The organism is Streptomyces sp. NPDC104761 (genome assembly GCF_055583445.1).
The window spans coordinates 47246-60276 of the sequence record NZ_JBVJNZ010000023.1 but is presented as its reverse complement, the minus strand read 5'-3'; the positions used below and the strand labels follow the sequence as shown (position 1 = coordinate 60276).

Below are 13031 nucleotides of genomic sequence, written 5' to 3'. Positions count from 1 at the left end.
CTCGGCGTCTACGAGGAGGGACAGGGCAAGCACAATTGTTTCAGGGAAAGAAAACAAAAACCAACCGCGGGGGCGGCCGTCTGCTAGCAGAACGCCCGCCGCCCTCGGGTGTTGTCAGGCAGCCTCACCGCGTCAGCGGCGGCCGCTCCCCGGTCGGCTCGTCCCCCGGCCGGGGGCCGTCATTCCTGATGACCTCGCCCTGGACGACCTTTCCGTCCGGGCGGTGCAGGCGGGCCTGCTGGAAGGCGTCGCCCAGAGTGCCGGGGGCGGCGGTGCGCAGCTTGCGGTCGAGGGTGCGCTCGGCGAAGCGCGAGACGGCCTTCTGGACCGGGGGCAGCAGGAGCAGCAGGCCGAGGGCGTCGGAGACCAGGCCGGGGATCATGAGGAGCAGGCCGCCCAGCATCATCAGGCCGTTCCCACCGCCGCGCTCCGGGGAGCCGCCGCGCTGGATCGCCTCGTTGAGGCTCTGGAAGGCACGCCTGCCGGCCCGCTTGATGACCACCGAACCGGCGACGAAGCCCGCCACCAGCAGCAGGAACACGGTCATGCCGCCCGCCGCTCCCGCGACCACCGTCAGCAGCCAGATCTCCAGCACCAGCCAGACCGCGAGACCCAGCGGCAGGTATCTGCCCAGCCGCGAGCGGCGGGGCCGGGTGGTGTACGGAGGGGTCTGCGCGCCAGTCGTCATGCACCCAGTGTGCCTGGGCGCGGCTCAGTGCGGCATAAGCGGATGATCAACCGGAACTGTGAGGTTCCCGGGCGTCCGCTAGGACGGCTTCCCCTTGCCGGTCATCCGGCCCACCCGGTCGGTGAAGCCCCACGAGGTGACCCGCCACAGCGCCTCGACGAGGATGTCGCGGCTCATCTTGGAGTCGCCGAACTCCCGCTCGACGAACGTGATGGGCACCTCGACGACCTGGTAGCCGGCCTTGACCGCGCGGCGGGCCAGGTCGACCTGGAAGCAGTAGCCCTGCGAGGCGACCTCGTCGAGCCCCAGGCCCTCCAGGGTCTCGCGGCGGAAGGCGCGGTACCCGCCGGTGATGTCCCGGAGGGGGAGGTCGAGGGCGAACCGCGAGTACAGGGAGCCGCCCCGGGAGATGAACTCACGGGACTTCGGCCAGTTGACCACCCGGCCGCCGGGCACCCAGCGGGAGCCGAGCACCAGGTCGGCGCCCTGCAGCGCGGTCAGCAGCCGGGGCAGTTCCTCCGGCTGGTGGGAGCCGTCGGCGTCCATCTCGACGAGCACGCCGTAGCCGTTGTCCATGCCCCAGCGGAAGCCGGCGAGGTAGGCGGCGCCGAGGCCTTCCTTGCCCTTGCGGTGCAGTACCTGGACGTGGTCGTCCTCGGCGGCCAGTTCGTCGGCGAGCTTGCCCGTGCCGTCGGGGCTGTTGTCGTCCGCCACCAGCACGTGTGCCTCGGGGACGGCCTGGCGCACCCGGCCGACGATGGACTTGATGTTCTCCGCCTCGTTGTACGTGGGAATGATCACCAAGGCCGTGCCGAGCGGGCCGAACCGCCTGCCCTGGGGCTGTGCCGCAAGGGTTCCGTCGCCGTCGTTCACTGCTGCCCCTTCATGTCGTACGCAGGGGACCCACCATAGTGGCCGCGGCCTGCACTGACGCGACAGCTCATTCGGATGGTGGTGTCTATTGCGCAAGAACGGGGTAAGGATGCCCGTTTCGAGTGGCGGCCATTCGTGCTTTCGCCACTCTGTTCCCCTGCGGATGGGGGCCCGGCGCCCTTCGGGCCGACCTGGGACCCGCTGGCTGCGGGTCGACCGAAAGCCGTTGTCTACTGAGCTCCGGGCCCCACCCGGGTCACACCTCCCGACCGGCCTGAACGTTCCCTCGTCGGCGCGGGCGCTGAGCCTGGCTCCCAGTGACGGTGCCCCGGTGCGGCACACCGTCCCTGACCCAGCGGCGCTGCGACGAGTGCGCGAACTGCTCCCCGGTCGGGCGTCCGGTGGTGGACTCCGCCGAACCTACCGGCCCGCTGCCGCTGGCTGTCAACAGCCGTTTGACCTGCGGAAACGCCCTCAAACCGCTGGTCAGCGCAGAGGATGCGCAGGTCGCACGACGGAGCGTCGGCCGTCGATCACGGCCGCGCCACCCCGGGAGATCACTCGCCCGGCCGTACGAATGCGGGAGGTCACTCGCCCGGTCGTACGAACACGGTCCGGCCGCCCACCACGGTGCGCAGACAGACCGGCAGCTCGCGGCCGGGGGACAGGTCGGGCAGGCCCGGGGTGCCGGAGCGCGGGTCGGTGGACCAGCGGGCGACCCGGTCGTCCGGCGCCTGCACCACCAGTTCGTCGGTGCGCCAGACCGCGTAGTCGGCGGGCGCCCCCGGCACCAGGACGCCCGCGTCGTCCCGGCCGATCGCGCGCCAGCCGCCGCGGGTGTGCGCGGTGAACGCGGCGCGCACGGAGACCCGGTGCTCGGGCGTGTGGTGGAAGGCGGCGGCCCGGACGGTCCCCCAGGGGTCGAGCGGGGTGACGGGACTGTCGGAGCCGAAGGCGAGCGGGACGCCGGCCTTGAGGAGCGCGGCGAACGGGTTGAGGGTGCGGGCCCGCCCGGCGCCGAGCCGCTGGGCGTACATGCCGTCCGTGCCGCCCCACAGCGCGTCGAAGGCGGGCTGTACGGAGGCGATCAGTCCGAGTTCGGCGAAGCCGGCAATGTGCTCGGGGGTGAGCATCTCGGCGTGCTCGACGCGGTGCCGGGCCGCGCGGACGCGGGCCAGCCCGACCTTCTCGGCGGCGGCGCGGACGCCCTCCACGACGGCGGTCACGGCGGCGTCGCCGATGGCGTGGAAGCCGGCCTGCAGACCGGCCTCGGTGCAGGCGGTGACGTGGGCGGTGACGGCGGCCGCGTCCAGATAGGCGGACCCGGTGCTGTGACCGGCGTCGGCGTACGGCTCGTGCAGGCAGGCGGTGTGGGAGCCGAGGGAACCGTCGACGAACAGGTCTCCGGCTGCACCGAGCGCGCCCAGCCGGCGGGCCTTGGCGATGCCTTCGTCGGCCGCCTCGGCCCAGTAGCCGACGACGCGCGGTCCCGGCAGGTCGGCGGCGAGCCGCAGCAGCCCGGTGAAGTCGTCCTCGGAGGAGATCTTCGGCCCGCCGCACTCGTGCACGGTGCCGATGCCGAGCGAGGCCGCGTGCGCGAGTGCGGTGCGCTGGGCCTCGGCGCGCTGGGCGGGCGTCACGGCCGCGAACGCGGCGGCGCGGACGGCGTGGTGGGCGTCGCTCGTCAGCGGGGCGTCCTCCCGGGGCACCGCACCCCCGACCAGGTCCAGCAGGGCCGTGCTGACGACCGCCGAGTGGACGTCGACACGGGAGAGGTAGAGCGGGCGGCCGCCGGTGGCCGCGTCCAGCTCGGCGCGGGTCGGCGGGCGGCCGTCGGCCCAGCGGGCGGCGTCCCAGCCGTGCCCGAGCAGGACCCGGTCGTCCGGGCGGGCGGCGGCGAAGTCCCTGACCAGCGCCAGGGCCGCGGCCGGCGAGGTGGCCCCGGACAGATCGAGGCCGGTCAGGGCGAGGCCGGTGGAGGTGGTGTGGACGTGGGCGTCCGTGAAGGCGGGGGTGACCAGAGCCCCGTCCAGATCGACGACCTCGTCGACCCCGTCCGCGAACGCGTCGGCGGCCCCTTCCGACCCCACCCAGGCGACCTGCCCCCGCTCCACGACCATCGCGGTCGCGAACGGATCGGCGGGACTGTGGACCTCGCCGCGACGCAGAAGGACGGTCCGGGGCTCGGGGGCGCGCTCACTCATGGGGACCAGTCTCGCCCCTCATGCCGATCACTCCGCACGAGGGGCACCTGAACGCGCCCCCGAAGGGGCGCGGGGCTGTATTCATATGCGGCTCCGCCGCGTGGGCGCGACCGGCCACGAACCACCTGCAGCCGACACTCGGAGCAGGTAGCTGCAGCGACGGCGGTGGGGGTCCGCTCAGATCTTTGGCGGGCGGGCCTCGTACGGTGTCGACAGCACCACCGTCGTCCGGGTCGAGACCCCCGCCAGGCTGCGCAGCCTGGCCAGGAGTTCCTCCAGCTCGTGCGGGGTCGCCACGCGCACCTTGAGGATGTAGTTCTCGTCGCCCGCCACGCTGTGGCACGCCTCGATCTCGGGAACCCCGGCCAGGCGGTCCGCGATGTCGTCGGGGGCGCTGGGGTCGAACGGTTTCACCGAGATGAACGCCGTCATCGGCAGCCCGACGGCCTCCGGGTCGACGACCGCGGCATAGCCGCGGATGACGCCACGCTGCTCCAGCCGGCGCACCCGCTGATGCACGGCCGACGTGGACAGACCCGTGGCCTTGCCCAGGTCCGTGTAGCTCATCCGCCCGTCCTTGACGAGCAGCTGCACGATTTGACGGTCCAGCTCCTCCATGGCGCAAAAACTACAGTGCGCCTGATCTCCGCGGATAGCTCGGCAGCCCAGGTCATGGCCGGTTCGTGATGTCACGGAGCGTCGGCCGCGGGCCGTCCGGCGGACAAATACACCGCAGCGGGCACCTGCGTACGGCATGTGACCAACGCCACAGCCCCCGAACGGGCTCCGTGATGTCCTCGTGATTACCGCCTAGAGCGGGCGGGAAGTGCTTGCTGTGGTCGAGGCCGCAGCGCCGTACGGCCCAGCCCGAGGGGGAGTTACCCATGCAGAGTCTTAAGCGCCCTGGTCGTCCCGTGTCCAAGCGCCCTCAGTTGGTGGTCGAGCCCGAGCCGGAGGGCGTCGAATCCGACGTCTACGAGGCCGAGGAGCTCGACGCCTACGACACGTTCGAGATGTTCCGGGTGATCTGCCCGGACTGCGCGCAGTCCATCGCGCTGCTGGCGGACGAGGAGTTCCTGCCGGAGCACGCGCTGTGCGCCTCGCCGTGGAACCCGTTCGGCCTCACGGTCTGCGCCGGCACGGGCCGCGCGGCGGCCGACGTCCCCTCCGCGGACGAGTCGGCCGAGCCGCAGGAGCAGGACACCGCCCTCCTGCTCACCCTCCCGCAGGGTCTGGACTGGCGGACGCAGCCCTTCTCGCACGTCGGCGGCCCGGGCTCGCGCCCGATGCGCGGACCGGCGCTGCGCCCCGGCGGCCACACCCTCCGTCAGGCTGCCTGAGTCACCGCACCGTGTCCCAGTAACTGCCCTGCACCATGGCGCGCAGACTCCCGTGGTGCAGGATCAGTGTGTCCGGATCCGCGGGGACGGCCGCCTCGCCGAAGTACACCTGCCGGTAGGCGATGCGCAGCATGACGATCGCGTGCCGCAGGGCGGCGTAGAGGGTGTAGAAGTCCATGTCCCGCGGGGTGCGGCCGGTCAGCCGGGCGTAGCGGGCCTCGACGCGGTCGCGGCGCAGGAACGCGGGCAGTCCCGGCTGTCCGGAGGCGGCCGTGAGGTCCTGGAAGAAGCGGTGCAGGTAGACGGTCCAGCCGAGGTCCACCTCGCGCGGGGCCACGGCCGCCATCTCCCAGTCGAGGACGGCGACGGGGTCGAACCCGTCGTACACGACGTTCCCGATCCGGGCATCGCCCCAGTTGAGGACGGGCGTGCCGGGCTCGCGCGGCCACAGGTCGGCCAGCCGGTCGAAGGCGGCCTCGATCAGGGGTGAGCGGGCGAGTCCGTCCACCACCCAGTCGTAATAGCGCCGTTGGGACTCGACATGCCGGTGCAGGGCGTCACCCTTCCCGGGAAGGGCGAGGAACTTTGCCTCGGCCACGGGAACTTGGTCGTGCAGCCGGGCCAACAGGCCGACGGAGACGGCTTCGAGGTGCTCCCGTTCGGCGTCGGTCGCCGCGTGCAGCCAGTTCCCCTCGTACGTGTAGGGCATGACGTCGGGCGGGACGCGCCCCTCGACACGCTCCATCACGAAGAAGGGCGCGCCGAGCGGTCCGGGGTCCTCCTCCAGCCACAGCACGCGGGGTACGGGCAGGTCCGTGCGGTCGGCGACCAGCCGCATGGTGCGGTACTGGCGGGTGAGGTCGTACGACGGGAAGACCGTGTACGCCGACGGATCCGCCGCCAGGCGCAACGCACAGGCGCGCACCGGCGGTTCGGGATGCTCGATCTCGAAGAGCAGGGTCTCGCTGGACATGCCGTTCGAGGCGGGGACCGTGACACCGGCGGCCTTGGCGCCGGGAAGGCGGGTGTCCAGCCAGGCGGTCAGCCGGCGTGCGAGGTCCTCGGGGTCCCGGGTGGTGGTGCGTGGACGCGGTTTCGCCGTCATCCCGGCCTCCTCCTTCAGGGCGCCACCGAGTCGAAGCCGGTGAACCCGCTGGGATCGTGTCTGCCGAACGAGCCGTGTTCGAAGATCCCGTGGCCGACCTGTCCGTCCAGGCGGAAGCGGGCGGAGTGGTCGGTGACGCCGTAGGCCGCGCGGGGGTGCGGCGCGGTCAGGTCGTAGGTACGGCGGTCCACCCATCCACGGCCCAGCCAGGTGCCGTGCTGCCAGTCGTCCGCCGGCGGGTAGCCGGCGCCGACCGCGAGCGGCGAGGAGGTGAGGATCTCCACCTCCAGTTCCTGGGGTGTGCGCGGGTCGCCGAGGTGGACGACGGCACGCTCGGGGTGGCGGGTACCGGGGCGGTAGGCGATCTCGGTCCGCGGCCAGCCGAGTTGGCGGTCACGGTCACCGGGGCGGACCAGGGTGGCGTCGTTCAGGGTGCGGTAGCCGTCCGCGTCCTCCTGGGTGACGACCATCAGGAAGCGGTCCTCGAAGCGGACCGGGCACCAGACCCAGTGGAAGCCCTCGGTCGGGTTCTCCTCGGCGAGCCGCCCGCCCTCCTCCCCCGGGATCGGGCGGACGCCCCAGCTGCGGTCCCGGGTGCCGGTCCAGCCGCCCGGGTCGACGCGGAACTCCTCGCCGCCGGCCCGGATCACCCCGGACACTCCCCCGGCCTGCACGAACCTGCGGCCCTCCAACGTCAGCCGGTCGCCCCGGCGTTGCAGGTGGTGCGGCTCCCACAGGGCCGGGAAGCCGGCCGCCCAGACGAGGTCGCAGGAGAGGGCGTCGTCGGCACAGGTCAGACGGAAGCGCCTCAGCGGCTCCTCGACCTCGATCCGCAGCGGGCCGACCGCGAGCCGCATCCGGTCGTCAGCGAGGGCGTCCGAGGCGCGGACCGCGTGCAGGGTGTCACCGGTGCGCAGGGTGGCGTAGGCGTCGATCACCCCCGCGTTCGGGTAGACGCCGAGGCCGAGGATGAGCAGCGCGCGGCCGTCGTGGTCGAGGACGTGGAAGATGCAGCGGTCGTAGGCGTTCCGGTCCCCGGTGGCGACGTGCTTCATGGAGAGCGGGACCTGGTGCACGGGGTACTCGTCGAGCGGTACGGGACGGTCGTCGGCCACGGCAGGCCTCCCCGGAGGCTGGAGACGGTCCGGCTGACGGTACGTCAGAAAATGCAGGGAGGCCAGATCCGGGAGCGGACGTCCACGAACTCACGCACGATTCGGGGGATCGGTGACCAGGGTGGCCGCCCCCGCGTTGGCCGGTCATGACGACCACCTACACCGCTCTCGGCCGTCAGCGCCGGATCTTCGTGCCCCCGCCCGCGGCATCGCCGCCCCCACCCGCGCCGCAGGATCCACCCATCTACCGCGACCTGATGCGGACATGGGCCGACCGGGGCCGCGCCCTGCCGGGCCGCCACGACCCGGAGTGGGTCAGGCTGGCGGCGCCGACGGTCACCCGCGGGCAGTTCAGCGAGTTCAGCGACTTTCCGGCCCCGCCACGTGACGGGCGATGACCATCCGCTGGATCTGGTTGGTGCCCTCGACGATCTGCAGGACCTTGGCCTCGCGCATGTAGCGCTCCACCGGGAAGTCCGCGGTGTAGCCGTAGCCGCCGAGTATCTGGACGGCGTCGGTGGTGACCTTCATCGCGGTGTCGGTGCAGTGCAGCTTGGCCATGGCGGCCTGCTTGGCGAACGGCCGGCCCGCGTCGCGCAGCCGGGCCGCCGCGAGGTAGAGGGCCCGGCCGGCCTCGATCTGGGTGGCCATGTCGGCGATCATGAAGCGCAGGCCCTGGAAGTCGGCGATGGGGTGGCCGAACTGCCGCCGTCCGGTGGCGTAGCCGACCGCCTCGTCCAGGGCCGCCTGGGCCAGGCCGATGGCGCAGGCCGCGATGCCGAGCCGTCCGGAGTCGAGCGCGGAGAGGGCGATGGCGAAGCCCTGGCCCTCCTCGCCGAGGCGGCGGTCGTCGGGGACCCGGACGTCGTCGAAGTGGACCTGGGCGGTCGGTGAGCCCTTCATGCCCATTTTCTTCTCGGGCACCGCGCCGCTGAGGCCCTCGGCGTCGCCGGGGACCAGGAAGGCGGTGATCCCGTGCGAGCCCTCGGCCCCGGTGCGGGCCATGACCGTGTAGAAGTCGGCGATGCCGCCGTGCGTGATCCAGGCCTTGGTGCCGTTGATCACCCAGGAGTCGCCGTCCCGGACGGCCCTGGTGCGCAGGGAGGCGGCGTCCGAACCGGAGGCCGGCTCGGAGAGGCAGTAGGCGCCGAGCAGGCCGCCGCCGAGTATCGCGGGCAGGTGCTCGACCTGCTGCTGCTTGGTCCCGTAGGCGGCGAGCGCGTAGCTCGCGAGGGTGTGCACGCTGACGCCGAGGCCGACGGTCAGGCGGGCCGCGGCCAGTTCCTCCAGGACCTGGAGGTAGACCTCGTAGGGCTGCTCGCCGCCGCCGTACTCGGCGTCGTACGGCAGGCCCAGCAGGCCTGACTCGGAGAGCAGGGTGAAGGCCTCGCGCGGGAAGCGCCCGGCGTCCTCCTCCTCGGCCGCCTTCGGCGCGATCTCACGCCGGGCGATCTCACGGACCAGCGCCAGCAGGTCCCTCGCCTCGTCCGTCGGCAGTTGACGCTCCACCGGCTGCGGGTCGCGGTCGGACATGGCGTCGGTCTCCTCCCTGTCGGGCAACGACGGTCACGGCCCGTGGGATAGGGGCGGCTCCGCCTGTCGTACGAGTGCGGCCGAGGTCGGCGCTCCGGGTCTCGGAAGCTGCTGACCTGCGGCTGCGCAGTGAGTATGCCCGATCGGGGACCGCTCGTCACCAGTTAACGACCGCTTACTTCAGGAATTCCAGGCCAACATCCGCATGCCGCGAAATTGGTCCGAACCATTGACCCGACTGGTCTAGTCCTCCTAGGGTTCATGACCAACGCTTTACCGCGTTCATGCCAATCGGCGCGCGTTCCCCTCTCCCCCAGGAGGAGACACCCGATGCACACCTTCCACCGCTCCCGGTTCCGGGCGCTGCTCTCCGCGGCCTGTTGTGCCGTCCTCGGCGCCGGGCTGCTGGCCGGCGCGGGCACCGCGTCCGCGGCCGCCCGGTCCGCCCCGTCCGCTCCCCAGGTGCAGGCCGGCTCCAAGGTCGTCGGCTACTTCACGGAATGGGGCACCTACGACCGCAAGTACCTGGTCAAGAACGTCGAGACCTCCGGCTCGGCCGCAAAGCTCACCCACATCAACTACGCCTTCGGCAACGTCACCGGCGGCAAGTGCGCGATGGGCGACTCCTACGCGGCGACCGACCGCACCTACACGGCCGCCGAGTCCGTGGACGGCGTGGCGGACACCTGGGACCAGCCGCTGCGCGGCAACTTCAACCAGCTGCTGAAGCTGAAGAAGAAGCACCCGAACCTCAAGATCCTCTGGTCCTTCGGCGGCTGGACCTGGTCGAGCGGCTTCGGCGAGGCCGCCAAGAACCCCACCGCGTTCGCCCAGTCCTGCTACGACCTGGTGAAGAACTCCAAGTGGGCCGGTGTCTTCGACGGCATCGACATCGACTGGGAGTACCCGAACGCCTGCGGCAACACCTGCGACACCAGCGGCCGGGACGCGTTCCGGAACGTGATGGCCGCGCTGCGCGCGAAGTTCGGCAGCGGCTCGCTCGTCACGGCGGCGATCACCGCCGACGCCACCAGCGGCGGCAAGATCGACGCGGCCGACTACGCGGGCGCGGCGCAGTACGTCGACTGGTACAACCCGATGACGTACGACTACTTCGGCGCCTGGGCCTCGACCGGCCCGACGGCCCCGCACTCGCCGCTGAACTCCTACTCGGGCATCCCGACGGCGAACTTCTACACGTCGGCGACCATCGCCAAGCTCCGGGGCCTCGGCATCCCGGCGGCCAAGCTGCTGCTCGGCATCGGCTTCTACGGCCGCGGCTGGACCGGGGTCACCCAGGCGGCGCCCGGCGGCTCGGCGACCGGTCCGGCGACGGGCACGTACGAGGCGGGCATCGACGACTACAAGGTGCTCAGGACCAAGTGCCCGGCGACCGGCACGGTGGGCGGCACGGCGTACGCCAAGTGCGGCAGTGACTGGTGGAGCTACGACACCCCGGCGACCATCGCGACCAAGATGACCTACAAGAACCAGCAGGGGCTGGGCGGCACCTTCTTCTGGGAGCTGAGCGGCGACACCACCAACGGTGAGCTGATCAAGGCCATCAACTGACCCCGGTCACGGGGGCCCGGGGCGGGGGAACCACGAGCCCTCCGCCCCGGCGGCCGGTCCGGCGGGACACCGCGGGACCGGCCCCGGTGCGCGTCAGGTGTCCCGGCGGGCCGGGGCCGGGGCGCGGTAGGACGGGTCCAGCTCCTCGATGGCGCGCAGGGTGCCGCCGAGCGTCTTGACCAGCAGCTCGCACATGGTCTCGCGGGAGAGTCCGGGCCGGTCGATCCAGTCGAGGGTGGCGCCCTCCACGCTGCACAGCCAGGCGAGCAGCCCGACCCTGGCGAGCGGGGCGATGTCGGTGCGCCCGTAGGCGCCCTCGGCGATGGTCGCGACGATCGCCTCGCGCACCCCGTCCCGGATGGCGTGCACCTCGGTGTCGAAGCCGACGCCGCCGCTGACGATCGTGCGGTACGCGGCCTGGTGGTGCTCGGCGAAGCGCAGGTAGCTGTCGATGGTCCGGTGGACGCGGTCCACCTGGGGCAGTTCCAGGCCGCTCGCGGCATAGGTGACCAGGTCGGCGACGGAGTCCTGGATGATCGCCAGGTAGTACCCGCGCTTGGACTGGAAGTAGTAGTAGATCAGCCCTTTGGCGACATGCGCCTGCTTGGCGATGTCGTCCATGGAGAGCGCGTCGTACGAGGTGTCGGCGAACAGCTTCCGCCCGATGGCGATGAGTTCGGCGCGACGAGCCACGGAACGCTCGGTGCCGCGCGCCCGGGGACGGACGGCGGCACGCTGTTGACTGCTATTCAATTTCGACCCTGGTCTCAACGGGCTGCGGGACATCCGCAGTATGTCAGTTCAGGTCACAGCAGACCGAGTTGAGTCACCAACATGGCTACGACCACGACGAGAGTCCAGCCCATGACATGCTCCAGAACCTTCGGGCCGTCGTCCTGGGGGCCGCCGGTACGGGCGCGGGCGGCGGTGGCGGAGTGCGTGGTCATGGAGTCCACCATGCCATCGATTGCGGCTTTTGCGGTGGAGAGCTTGGTCACAGGAAGAACGGCCCCCGGGCTGCCCGGGGGCCGCTGTCGTGCCCGCTCAGCGCACGCCGACCGCCGCGAGCGCCTTGAGCTGGGCCGCGGTCGGGCAGGCCGGGAAGTACAGGTAGCAGACGCCCCCGGTGCCGGACGCGACGTTCCCGCTGGCGTTGTAGCGCTTGGTCCGCAGCCAGATGTTCTCGAACTCCCGGCGCAGATAGACCCGCCGGACCGCGTCGTCGTCGGCCGAGCACGGGTCGTTGGCGATCACGTCGCCGTCCGCGGTGAAGCCGATCACGGTCATCAGGTGCCCGGAGGTGCCGTAACCGGCACCCGTCAGCTCGGACGCGAGGAACGACTGTGACGTTATGGCCGGGATGCCGGCCGCGATCAGGGTCTCCAGGTCGGTGAGCGAGGCCAGTCGCGTTATCACGCCCTGGAGGTCCCGGTACGTCGACGCGTAGGCGGCGTTGAACGGCCAGTTGCCGCAGCCCCCGTACTGGTAGTCGTAGGTGTAGCGGGCCGCGTAGCAGACCTGCGGGTCGGCGAAGGACGGGTCGACCCAGGCCAGCTGTGCGGCAGTGGGCCGGCCGCCCCAGTACTCGACGATCATCTGCGAGGAGGTGGGGCTGCACCAGGCCTCGCCGCCGTTGTCGTACTCGGGGTACTGGCCCTTGTGGATCTCCTGCGAGTAGCGCGGGACCTTGAGCTCCTGGGCCAGGCCCGGGGTGGAGGCCGGGACGGTGAAGCGGTCCGGGATGTCGGAGCCCATGGCGCCCAGCCGCCAGACGGTCGGGGTGAGCTTGGTGCCCGGCTTGCGGTACAGGGTCAGGCGCAGCTGGTAGGAGGTGAGGCGCAGGCCGGTCGACGCGTCGTCGATGGCGAAGGTATCGGTCCAGATGCTGCTCTTGCCGTCCTTCTGGCCGTCCACCGACGTCCGCTTGATGTCCTGGTCGCCTGCCGCCCAGCGGCCCATGACGTACCAGGGGGTGGCGGTGCCGTCGGAGTAGGTGCCGTGCAGTTCGATCTGGATCCAGGTGCCGGCCGGGGTGTCCGCGTTCCAGGAGGCGATGGCCTCGGTGGCGGGGACGGCGAGCTGGTGCACCGGGCCGGTCCAGGTGGCGTACTCCCAGGTGGCCGTGGTGCCGGTGTGGGGGTCGGTGTAGGACGTGGTGCCGGCCGGGCTGCCGATCACCAGGCCTGGGCGCTGCCCGGCGACGGCACCGGCGCCCTTGGCGGTGCCGGTCTTCCAGTCGCTGTAGGTCGTCCAGGAGCGGTAGTCGATCGGGCGGGTCCCGTCCCGGCCGTGGCCGGGACGGCCGTTCCCGGCCCGGCGGGTTTCGGTCCGGGCGGTGTCGTCGGCGTCGGTCTCCGGCGCGGCGACCGCGGGCACCGCGGGGACCACGCCCTGGGCCACGGCCGCCGCCACGGAGGCGGCGGCGGCCAGAACGGTTCTGCGGGACGGCTGTTCGGCTCTGCTCATGGGTGGAGGACCCCCAGGTGTGCGCGTCACGGCTGATCCGGAGCAAGGTCTGTGCGCCAACTATGGAGCAGGCGCCATGCCCCTGCCAGCACTTCAGCCCATGCCACGCCCACCAATATTGGTCTCGTCCACTGA

13 protein-coding genes are annotated in these 13031 nt (G+C 71.7%); 3 read left to right on the top strand and 10 right to left on the bottom strand.

Features of this window, described 5'->3' with window-relative positions; translation table 11 throughout:
- Positions 1 to 124: 124 nt before the first annotated feature.
- The 4 genes from fxsA to ACZ63F_RS39510 form a co-directional block, all read right to left on the bottom strand.
- Positions 125 to 688, bottom strand: coding sequence for an FxsA family membrane protein (gene fxsA, locus ACZ63F_RS39525; RefSeq protein WP_469718570.1), 564 nt, complete (start codon positions 686 to 688; stop codon positions 125 to 127).
- A gap of 78 nt (positions 689 to 766) precedes the next feature.
- A complete protein-coding gene (locus ACZ63F_RS39520) occupies positions 767 to 1561 on the bottom strand; it encodes a polyprenol monophosphomannose synthase (protein WP_469718568.1) in 795 nt (264 codons plus the stop codon).
- A 587-nt stretch (positions 1562 to 2148) separates the two neighbouring features.
- Positions 2149 to 3765: an amidohydrolase gene (locus ACZ63F_RS39515; RefSeq protein WP_469718566.1), complete on the bottom strand. Its 1617-nt coding sequence runs from the start codon at positions 3763 to 3765 to the stop codon at positions 2149 to 2151.
- Between the two features lie 177 nt (positions 3766 to 3942).
- Positions 3943 to 4383, bottom strand: coding sequence for an Lrp/AsnC family transcriptional regulator (locus ACZ63F_RS39510; RefSeq protein ID WP_066997022.1), 441 nt, complete (start codon positions 4381 to 4383; stop codon positions 3943 to 3945).
- Positions 4384 to 4649: 266 nt separating this feature from the next.
- Between ACZ63F_RS39510 and ACZ63F_RS39505 the strand changes: the two genes are divergently transcribed.
- Positions 4650 to 5105 carry a hypothetical protein gene (locus tag ACZ63F_RS39505; protein WP_469718564.1) on the top strand — a complete coding sequence of 152 codons (456 nt, stop codon included), beginning with the start codon at positions 4650 to 4652 and terminating at the stop codon, positions 5103 to 5105.
- Between the two features lies 1 nt (position 5106).
- Here ACZ63F_RS39505 and ACZ63F_RS39500 read toward each other — a convergent pair whose 3' ends face one another.
- Positions 5107 to 6210: a phosphotransferase family protein gene (locus ACZ63F_RS39500; RefSeq protein ID WP_469718562.1), complete on the bottom strand. Its 1104-nt coding sequence runs from the start codon at positions 6208 to 6210 to the stop codon at positions 5107 to 5109.
- A 14-nt stretch (positions 6211 to 6224) separates the two neighbouring features.
- Entirely contained in the window at positions 6225 to 7325 is a 1101-nt protein-coding gene (locus tag ACZ63F_RS39495; RefSeq protein WP_469718561.1) for an Rv3169 family protein, read from the bottom strand.
- A 146-nt stretch (positions 7326 to 7471) separates the two neighbouring features.
- Between ACZ63F_RS39495 and ACZ63F_RS39490 the strand changes: the two genes are divergently transcribed.
- Positions 7472 to 7723, top strand: a complete 252-nt coding sequence (locus ACZ63F_RS39490) for a hypothetical protein (RefSeq protein ID WP_382724236.1) — start codon at positions 7472 to 7474, stop codon at positions 7721 to 7723.
- Here ACZ63F_RS39490 and ACZ63F_RS39485 read toward each other — a convergent pair.
- Positions 7686 to 8858 (bottom strand): acyl-CoA dehydrogenase family protein, encoded by a 1173-nt coding sequence (locus ACZ63F_RS39485; protein ID WP_351960447.1) that lies wholly within the window; start codon positions 8856 to 8858, stop codon positions 7686 to 7688. The genes ACZ63F_RS39490 and ACZ63F_RS39485 overlap by 38 nt on opposite strands.
- Positions 8859 to 9188: 330 nt before the next feature.
- Here ACZ63F_RS39485 and ACZ63F_RS39480 point away from each other — a divergent pair, with 330 nt between their 5' ends.
- Positions 9189 to 10430, top strand: coding sequence for a glycoside hydrolase family 18 protein (locus tag ACZ63F_RS39480; RefSeq protein WP_469718559.1), 1242 nt, complete (start codon positions 9189 to 9191; stop codon positions 10428 to 10430).
- A 93-nt stretch (positions 10431 to 10523) separates the two neighbouring features.
- Here ACZ63F_RS39480 and ACZ63F_RS39475 read toward each other — a convergent pair whose 3' ends face one another.
- The 3 genes from ACZ63F_RS39475 to ACZ63F_RS39465 form a co-directional block, all read right to left on the bottom strand.
- Positions 10524 to 11183 carry a TetR/AcrR family transcriptional regulator gene (locus ACZ63F_RS39475; RefSeq protein WP_469718557.1) on the bottom strand — a complete coding sequence of 220 codons (660 nt, stop codon included), beginning with the start codon at positions 11181 to 11183 and terminating at the stop codon, positions 10524 to 10526.
- 53 nt (positions 11184 to 11236) lie between these two features.
- Positions 11237 to 11377 carry an SCO1431 family membrane protein gene (locus ACZ63F_RS39470; protein WP_351960450.1) on the bottom strand — a complete coding sequence of 47 codons (141 nt, stop codon included), beginning with the start codon at positions 11375 to 11377 and terminating at the stop codon, positions 11237 to 11239.
- Between the two features lie 97 nt (positions 11378 to 11474).
- A complete protein-coding gene (locus ACZ63F_RS39465) occupies positions 11475 to 12896 on the bottom strand; it encodes a peptidase C39 family protein (protein ID WP_469718555.1) in 1422 nt (473 codons plus the stop codon).
- Between the last annotated feature and the right edge of the window lie 135 nt (positions 12897 to 13031).

What these genes read in the sequence shown, in the direction of transcription:
- ACZ63F_RS39490 (WP_382724236.1), top strand. Translation starts at nt 7,472, where the DNA reads ATGACGACCACCTACACCGCTCTCGGCCGTCAGCGCCGGATCTTCGTG.
- ACZ63F_RS39510 (WP_066997022.1), bottom strand. Translation starts at nt 4,383, where the DNA reads ATGGAGGAGCTGGACCGTCAAATCGTGCAGCTGCTCGTCAAGGACGGG.
- ACZ63F_RS39515 (WP_469718566.1), bottom strand. Translation starts at nt 3,765, where the DNA reads ATGAGTGAGCGCGCCCCCGAGCCCCGGACCGTCCTTCTGCGTCGCGGC.
- ACZ63F_RS39470 (WP_351960450.1), bottom strand. Translation starts at nt 11,377, where the DNA reads ATGACCACGCACTCCGCCACCGCCGCCCGCGCCCGTACCGGCGGCCCC.
- ACZ63F_RS39480 (WP_469718559.1), top strand. Translation starts at nt 9,189, where the DNA reads ATGCACACCTTCCACCGCTCCCGGTTCCGGGCGCTGCTCTCCGCGGCC.
- fxsA (WP_469718570.1), bottom strand. Translation starts at nt 688, where the DNA reads ATGACGACTGGCGCGCAGACCCCTCCGTACACCACCCGGCCCCGCCGC.
- ACZ63F_RS39500 (WP_469718562.1), bottom strand. Translation starts at nt 6,210, where the DNA reads ATGACGGCGAAACCGCGTCCACGCACCACCACCCGGGACCCCGAGGAC.
- ACZ63F_RS39485 (WP_351960447.1), bottom strand. Translation starts at nt 8,858, where the DNA reads ATGTCCGACCGCGACCCGCAGCCGGTGGAGCGTCAACTGCCGACGGAC.
- ACZ63F_RS39465 (WP_469718555.1), bottom strand. Translation starts at nt 12,896, where the DNA reads ATGAGCAGAGCCGAACAGCCGTCCCGCAGAACCGTTCTGGCCGCCGCC.
- ACZ63F_RS39505 (WP_469718564.1), top strand. Translation starts at nt 4,650, where the DNA reads ATGCAGAGTCTTAAGCGCCCTGGTCGTCCCGTGTCCAAGCGCCCTCAG.